This is a genomic window from Trichococcus sp. (genome assembly GCF_055118575.1).
Genome location: NZ_JBSQPW010000051.1, coordinates 1 through 7,759 on the forward strand (window position 1 = coordinate 1; position 7,759 = coordinate 7,759).

Annotated in this window: 8 protein-coding genes; all 8 read right to left on the reverse strand. The window is 44.7% G+C overall.

What is annotated here, in order from left to right:
- Nucleotides 1-208: 208 nt before the first annotated feature.
- Nucleotides 209-2,380, reverse strand: a complete 2,172-nt coding sequence (locus tag ACTCCX_RS11720) for a PTS transporter subunit IIABC (RefSeq protein ID WP_463276159.1) — start codon at nt 2,378-2,380, stop codon at nt 209-211.
- Nucleotides 2,381-2,640: 260 nt separating this feature from the next.
- Nucleotides 2,641-3,123 carry a GNAT family N-acetyltransferase gene (locus ACTCCX_RS11725; protein ID WP_068562462.1) on the reverse strand — a complete coding sequence of 161 codons (483 nt, stop codon included), beginning with the start codon at nt 3,121-3,123 and terminating at the stop codon, nt 2,641-2,643.
- Entirely contained in the window at nt 3,120-4,061 is a 942-nt protein-coding gene (gene menA / locus ACTCCX_RS11730; RefSeq protein ID WP_463276160.1) for a 1,4-dihydroxy-2-naphthoate polyprenyltransferase, read from the reverse strand. Before menA ends, ACTCCX_RS11725 begins: the two co-directional genes overlap by 4 nt.
- A gap of 11 nt (nt 4,062-4,072) precedes the next feature.
- Nucleotides 4,073-5,128, reverse strand: coding sequence for an FAD:protein FMN transferase (locus ACTCCX_RS11735; RefSeq protein WP_463276165.1), 1,056 nt, complete (start codon nt 5,126-5,128; stop codon nt 4,073-4,075).
- Nucleotides 5,129-5,254: 126 nt separating this feature from the next.
- Nucleotides 5,255-5,608: an FMN-binding protein gene (locus ACTCCX_RS11740; protein ID WP_463276161.1), complete on the reverse strand. Its 354-nt coding sequence runs from the start codon at nt 5,606-5,608 to the stop codon at nt 5,255-5,257.
- Between the two features lie 123 nt (nt 5,609-5,731).
- Nucleotides 5,732-6,553 (reverse strand): SMODS domain-containing nucleotidyltransferase, encoded by an 822-nt coding sequence (locus tag ACTCCX_RS11745; RefSeq protein ID WP_463276162.1) that lies wholly within the window; start codon nt 6,551-6,553, stop codon nt 5,732-5,734.
- Nucleotides 6,550-7,125, reverse strand: a complete 576-nt coding sequence (locus tag ACTCCX_RS11750) for an SLATT domain-containing protein (RefSeq protein WP_463276163.1) — start codon at nt 7,123-7,125, stop codon at nt 6,550-6,552. Before ACTCCX_RS11750 ends, ACTCCX_RS11745 begins: the two co-directional genes overlap by 4 nt.
- Before the next feature lie 24 nt (nt 7,126-7,149).
- Nucleotides 7,150-7,569, reverse strand: coding sequence for an HNH endonuclease (locus tag ACTCCX_RS11755; protein WP_463276164.1), 420 nt, complete (start codon nt 7,567-7,569; stop codon nt 7,150-7,152).
- Between the last annotated feature and the right edge of the window lie 190 nt (nt 7,570-7,759).

Sequence of the window (7,759 nt, forward strand, 5' to 3'; positions counted from 1 at the left end):
GAAAGTGCTGTAACAGCAGGCTTTCACCTTGGCGATTTTTATTTTGCTACATCCGCTATCCTTAGAGCCCCAAGGGCTCCAGAACAGCGTAATTGATTCTTTTGCGGAGGTGCCCAAAAACACAAAAAGGTCTCCGGAACAGAAACCGGAAACCATTTTGTTGCGCTATTCATTTCTGCATTACCTTATCCGTGTTGCATCTTACTTCTTATTGAACTGTAACGATTGCATCGCCAAGATCTACAGTACCTTCTGCAACAACTTCAATGTTTTTATAATTGAAAGTGTTCGTGATTACCATAGGCGTGGTTGTCTTGTAACCGGAAGCTTTGATGAAATCGATATCGAAATCAACCAGCTTGTCGCCTACTTCAATCAAATCGCCAGCCTGGACATAAGTAGTGAAACCTTTACCTTTCAGATTGACTGTATCCAGTCCGATGTGGATCAAAATTTCAACCCCTTCGTCCGATTCAAGACCGATAGCATGCTTCGTGTCAAAAACCATGACGACTTTACCGTTGACCGGCGAAACAACTTCACCGACTGCAGGTTCGATCGCGACCCCTTTACCCAATGCTTCACTTGCGAAGGCAGCGTCATCCACTTGCGTCAAGGGGATGGCGGTACCAGCGATAGGCGAACGCAAAGTAGTGGCAACTGTCGCTTTTTCTTCAGCAGCAGGAGCCGCTTTTTCTTCAGCTTTTTCTTCTGTTTTTTCAACAGCCTTCAGACCATAATAATCTTCTTTCGAAGGCAGTTTTGCGGCACTGCCGCTTTCGATGAATTCTTCCAGGTTTGATTTGATATTAGAAACTTTCGGTCCGTAAACAACTTGAACGCCGTTTCCTTTATGGATGACGCCGGATGCTCCCGTGCCTTTCAATAATTCTGCATCAACCAAATCTCCGTTTGCTACGGTTGTACGCAGACGTGTCGCACAGCTGTCGACGTCCACAATGTTCGCTGCGCCACCCAGACCATAAATGATGGAAGCGGACATTTCATCCGTCTCGCTCTTCACGACTGAGGCACCCTCTGAAGTACCTTCTTGCGCTTTCGCATTCATGTCGGCACGCGTATACAACTTCACTTCAGTCGAATCATCTTCACGACCCGGCGTCTTGTAATTGAACTTCTTGATCAAGAACGAGAACAAGAAGTAATAGATTACAAAGTAAGCAATTCCGATAAATACGATCCAAATCCAGTTCGTTTTGGCGTTCCCTTGCAGGATGCCGTACAGGAACATATCGATGAATCCGCCCGAGAAAGTCATACCGACGCCAACGTTGAACATATGCATCAACATGTAAGCAGCACCGGCCAAAACAGAGTGGATGACATACAACGGTGTCGCCACAAACAAGAATGTGAATTCCAACGGCTCAGTGATACCAGTAAGCATGGAAGTCAAGGCAGCAGACAACAATAGTCCGCCGGCTTCTTTCCTTTTTTCTGGTTTAGCTGTGCGGTACATCGCTAAAGCAGCACCAGGCAAGCCGAAGATCATCAACGGGAATTTACCTGACATGAAGCGGGTAGCCGCAACGCTGAAGATGGTTGTGTCAGGATCAGCCAATTGTGCGAAGAAGATATTTTGCGCACCTTCGATCATTGCTCCGCCGACTTCCATCGTGCCGCCCACTGCTGTTTGCCAGAAAGGCAAGTAGAATACGTGGTGCAGACCGAACGGAATCAACGCACGCTCCATAAACCCGTAAAGCCATGTTCCAGCGTAACCGGAACCTTGTACCAAAGCGCCGATCGCATTGATGCCTTCTTGTACTGGCGGCCAGATAAAGACCATCAGGATACCTACGAACAAGTAGACGATCGATGAGATGATCGGAACAAAACGAGTGCCTTCAAAGAACGAAAGAGCAGCTGGTAATTGAATTTTATAAAAGCGATTATGAAGTGCAGCAACACCCAAACCGACGATCATACCTCCAAAAACACCCATTTGCAATGACTCGATACCCAATACGTTTGAGATGGAACCTTCGATGAACTGATCTGCGCCGCCACGGGCTACGATCATAGCGCCGATGGATGAATGCATGATCAGGAAGGCGATGGCAGCCGCCAAAGAGGCAGTCGCTTTTTCAGCTTTCGCCATACCGATGGCACATCCGACAGCGAAGATCAACGGCAAGTTCCCAAAGACAACCGATCCGGCCTGGTTCATAACGTTCAATACATCGTAAACGAACGTCCCTTGACCCATCAGTTCCGTTAAACCATATGTTTCTAGTGTCGTAGCATTAGTAAATGACCCACCGATACCCAAAAAGAGTCCGGCTACTGGCAAAATGGCGATTGGCAGCATAAACGAACGCCCAACACGCTGCAAAATACCAAAAATTTTGTCCTTCATTTTAAATCCTCCAAATAGGGACAAGGAAAGCTCCGTTACAGGACAACTGACCTTGTTCTCTTTATTTAAACGGACGGATAATGCAGGAAATGAATATAGCGCTTTATTGATTAATAAATGAAGATTCTGAAAGATAAGGTACTTTGAATCCTCAGCCATTATAACGCAACTGCCTTTTCATTAAAAGCGTGAAGTAACATTTCAGACACAATTCCAAGGGCATTCTTAAGGAATTTTAATGAAAACGCCAACTTGTATAGTCATGTTAGTTCAATCAACATTGTGCAAGAATTTTTCTGGTTTTTCACAAGGGAAAATCCGTGCCGCTCATAGAGCTTGCGCGCCGGATTAGAGCGGGACACACTCAAGGACACTGCCTCCAAACCCGTTGCATGCAGATGCGTCAGCATCTGCTCCAACAGCGCCGTCCCGATACCGCGCCCGCGGAAGGCCGGCTGCACCGCGATTGTGAGTTCGGGCACATCTGAGCGTACGAAACCGTAGCCTTTTTGGGCCGTTGTCGCAAGCCGAACCCACACCGCTCCGACGGCTTTATCATCCGATAATGCTATGAATGCCACGTCGCCTTCTCTGCCGAAGTCCGCATAGTAGCGCCGGATTGCAGGTTCTTCCAATATTTTGCGCGGCAAAAAGCCCCCGCCTTTGGGCGAATAAATCGCCTGATAAGTCATTTCCTTCAGGAAAAACTCATCCGCAGGGGCTCCGTTTCTGATGGTGATCATTTCAGGATCAGAGACACGATCAACAGGATGATCTCCAACCCATGGTAAAGAATCAGGTTTTTGATTGCCAAGTCAAAAGTCGTCGCTTTGTCCTGTTTAGCTTTGAAACGGTTGATGTTGCGCTGAACAATCGGGAAGATCGCCCAAATGAACAGCATCCAAACCGGATAGATTCCGAACAATACCGAAAGGGTCGTTGCGGCGAAAGCCCCATAGTACAACCAGGCGTAAAGACGCACTGCAACGGGCTTCCCGATATAGAAAGTCAACGTATAGCGGTGATTGGAAATATCCGTTTCATAGTCGCAGATATTGTTCGCCAACATGATGTTGGCGATGCTGAACACCAACGGCGCTGACTGCAAGAGAATGATCAGCAGATTCGCGATGCTTCCAGCCAACGTAAAATTCGGCCATTGCAACAGAAACGACGCCAACGTTCCGGCCGGCACATTCACGAAAACAGCGATGAAAAAGATTCCGAAGCCCATCGTCAGCCCTGATGCCACTTCACCTAAGGGCATCCGTGAAATCGGAAAAGGCCCGAATGTATAAAGAATCCCAATCGCAAAGCAGAGTGCCCCAATCATCACCAGCAACAGATCGGTCCTAGCGGTCAGGATCAATCCCAGCAGCGCTGCAAAGGCAATCATTGAAACGATGATTTTGGCTGCTTGTTTGACGGAAATCCCAGCTTTTCCGAGGATGTTTTCCTCATCACGGTAAACCAGGTTCTTCGCCTTTACATAATCCATCGTGTTATTGATGGCCGTCGTCGCCATATCAAATACGACCATCGCTATAAAGAATAAAATAGTGTTCAGCGCATTGATGCTACCGAAATGATAGAGCGTAAACAAGGTACCCAGCACAAACGGAAACAAACTGGCTAACTTAGTCTTGATTTCCACAAATTCCAAAAATACAGGTACAGTCATCTCTTTCACCCCTATTCATTTTCCCAAACATAATCGTCGTTCGTCAGTTCAAAATTATCAATCAATCCATCCGAAACGTAGACTTTCTTGTCCTTAGTCACAAAAACGGCTTCGATATCATCCCGTTCGTTGACATATGCCAGACCAGCTTCCCTCCCGAGGCCAAAGACAAGCGTCGACAAGGCATCGCCATCGATCGATTTATCGGACAAAATAGAAACACCGGCGATATCGTTATCGAACGGATAGCCCGTTTCCGGATCCATCAGATGGTGATAGCTGACACCCTCCACTTCGATATAGCGTTCGTAAATGCCTGAAGTCACGATCGAACGGTTTTTTTGTTTCGTCTTGCCGATCGTTTCCCCACGCGCAGCCATCGGATCCTGGATGCCTACATTCCAAGACTCCCCTTCACGCAAAGGCGAACCGCCCATGACATAAACGTTGCCGCCAAGATCGATGATGGCCGTCGTAACACCATTCTCCGCCAACAAATCCTTCACTTCGTCGGTGATATAGCCTTTTGCGATGGCACCCAAGTCCAAGCGCATCCCCGCATCAGCCAACTGAACCGTCCGCGCTGCATCATCCAGCACGACGCGTTCGTAATCGACCAACGCCAGCGCCGCATCGATCTCACTCTGCTCCGGCTTCCTAGCATCCTCGAAGCCGATGTGCCACAGTTCCGTGATCGGCCCAATCGACAGGTCGAAATTACCATCGGACGCCTTGCTGTAATCCCAAGCACTCCGCACCAACGGGTAGATATCCTCAGATAGTTCAACCGCTTCCGTCCCGGCAACAGCGTTGATCGCATCGATCTCAGATCCAGGTTCATTCACTGTAATCTTGTCGGCCAGTTCCTCGACATGAGCGAAAGCTTCTGCCAGCACCGCCTCTTTACCTTCATCATAAACGCGCACCGTCACATAGGTGCCCATCAGAAATTCCGTTTTCTCGTACGGCTCTTTGCGTATCGCCGTTTCTTCCTGCACGCCGCCGTTGCCGCATCCCCCGATAAGGAGCGACAGCAACAAGGCGCCGGTCAAGACGAGCTTATTCATATATTTTCTCATCGATTCACCCCATATCCCATTTAAAAAAGACAGGCAGGAACAAGAACGCTGTCCCTACCTGTCTATAATAATCTTTTTTCTTGCTGAATCCACCTAAAAAAGTGGAAAAACGCCTTATTCTTCGACTGCGTTGTCGATTTCGATTGTAGTTGTGTCGCCAGCTTCAGCTGCTTCAATCAACAATCGTGCATACTCTTTGAAAGTGTCAGATGATTGTGTAGCGCCAGTAACGACTTCAACCGCTTCTGGATCTTGCGTTTCGATCAATTGATTGTTCAATTGAGGGAAGTAGTCAGCAGGACCTACGCCAACTTTTTCTGCCATGTTTGCTTGGTATTCTGCATCTTCGGATTTCTTCGCGCCGGCTTCGTTCACGTTGTCAAAAGTTGACTCTGTGATTTTGCCGTCCACTACAGTGATCGAGAATTCAGTTTTCCAGCCACGTGTGTCGAAGTTCTTTTCAACCAATGTGTATGTGCCGTCTTTTAATTCAGCTGCCGCTTCCGAAGTAGCTTCAGAAGATATGCTTCATAATTAAGAATTTGAACAATCACATTACTTCAATATCATGTCATTTTAAGAATGGAATCATCACTCAGCGATATAACTAACAACTTTTTTCAAACATACTATGCTATTTGATACTTCTACAATCTGGCCACTTCCTGGAGCTGTCATAGAATTATAAGGCCAACTCAATATATTTTGAGTCAAATAGTTAAGCAGAACCCGTTCGTATTCTCCGGTAGCCGCTGAAGAAGATTCACCATTTGTTGTCCATCTCCAATTCCCCATAGCAGTATATACAAAACTATCTATTACTATTCCAGACAAATGATAACTACTAAAGTAATTGTCTCTTACACTTCGTAAATGTTTACAAGTATCGTAAAGCAATCCATTACTACTGATGTTTTTTTGTTTCATTGCATCTTGCTCAGCTTTTGGATTCGTAGATCTCCAATTTCCACCCATATTTGTGTCAGGATATATATATGTACCGTCCCACTGACCAAAAACACTTATACTTCTGAAGGCTGGTAATATTTCAAATCGTATACCATCACTAAAAGCGATTTTCACTATCTGTCCATCAGCTCTTACCTCGCTCCGAGGATAAGCAATTTGTATTGCACTTCGAACCGACTGCAGTAAACGTGATTGCCCATTGCCTCTAGCATAATCAAAGCGGTTATATTCATTTTGTGGAAGTTCCACTAAAATATCTAGATCACTTGTGCTAATTGCTGTTCCTCGTCCATACGACCCTACATACATGCTATTTTGTGTTTCGCTTTGGCTATTCCAAAATTCTCTGTTTATTGCTCGTGTTACAGTTCGATAACGTGTTGATACGGTACTCCTAGTATCTCTCGAAATAACCTCACCCCGTTTTGATACCGGTAAACTCATTGTGTTCTACCTCCTTTCCTTAAAGCAATAGGCAAAAAACTGTCAATCTCTGAATCAGAAAATGTACTATCTTTAGTTATATTCAGTGCCTTTCTTGCCATTTCTACTGCCTTATCAGTAGTTTTCGGCGCATCGGCATATATTTTATCAAGCTGATGCACAGTGCTCCTATAATTCTCAAATAAATTAGTTGTTGTGCTTTCCTGCAGTTTAATTTGTAATAGAAGCAATTTCAAATCATCTCTTATGATCAGCAAATTATTCGCTGCAGCCTTATGTTGGTTAACCATTATTTGTAGATCAAATGATTTAAAATAAGCACTCACAAAGACTGAAATGAACGAAATTAATGCAGAAGAAACTTTAATCCACAATTGATCTGTAAAAATCAAAGACACTACTCCAACAGAGGTTAAAGAAGCCGCAATAATTTTCATCGTTTCCATACACTTAAATCTAGTATCGTAGATATCTGCTTGCTTTTCTTGAATCTTATGTGACCAAACTACGCTAGCAAGAGTATCTCTAACTGATGATTCAATTTTTTCGTAATTACCAGATATAAGAATCACTCCCTTTCTTCAAACTCTACTATTTTAGCTAGTAATGCGATTGATTTTCTGCTTATCTTCATCAAGATTTAACACATGCAATTTCCTATGGCAATTCGGACATAAAGCAACAGTATTTTTAAGGGTGTCTGCACCACCTTTTGATAGCCATTCTATGTGATGTGTTTCCAGATACGGTTTACCTTCGTTGTCAGTAAATGGTGCATCCTCTCCACATAGTTGACATCTCCCATCAGCTATACGCTTAGCGTATTCTGAAACATATGGATCTCGAATGTAAGATGTAGATTTGACACTTCTCACGGATACATTCTTACTCTGATTGTCTATAGCTTTTTGCTTAAGCTCAGTCATAGACATTTTTCGTGCCTGCCGCCTTTTCTTTTCTTCATGATCCTCTAAAAGGCTTTCATCTACCGGTATTTCTCCAAACTTCAACTTCACTGGGAACATCCATACTTTTCTTAGTAAGCCGTCCTCTCCCTTTTGTGTTTCTTGATATGGTGCTGCAGACAGTTCAATTGGGCCCTTATATCCTTCATTCCCGTGTAAATTATAACGAGGAATGCAAAAAACATTGATATAAAAGGAATTTTCTGGCTATTCCTATTGAATTTCCGCACTTTCCACGTTA

Excerpts from the sequence above, each read along its gene's own strand:
- ACTCCX_RS11720 (WP_463276159.1), bottom strand. The coding sequence starts at position 2,380 with ATGAAGGACAAAATTTTTGGTATTTTGCAGCGTGTTGGGCGTTCGTTT.
- ACTCCX_RS11725 (WP_068562462.1), bottom strand. The coding sequence starts at position 3,123 with ATGATCACCATCAGAAACGGAGCCCCTGCGGATGAGTTTTTCCTGAAG.
- menA (WP_463276160.1), bottom strand. The coding sequence starts at position 4,061 with ATGACTGTACCTGTATTTTTGGAATTTGTGGAAATCAAGACTAAGTTA.
- ACTCCX_RS11735 (WP_463276165.1), bottom strand. The coding sequence starts at position 5,128 with ATGAATAAGCTCGTCTTGACCGGCGCCTTGTTGCTGTCGCTCCTTATC.
- ACTCCX_RS11745 (WP_463276162.1), bottom strand. The coding sequence starts at position 6,553 with ATGAGTTTACCGGTATCAAAACGGGGTGAGGTTATTTCGAGAGATACT.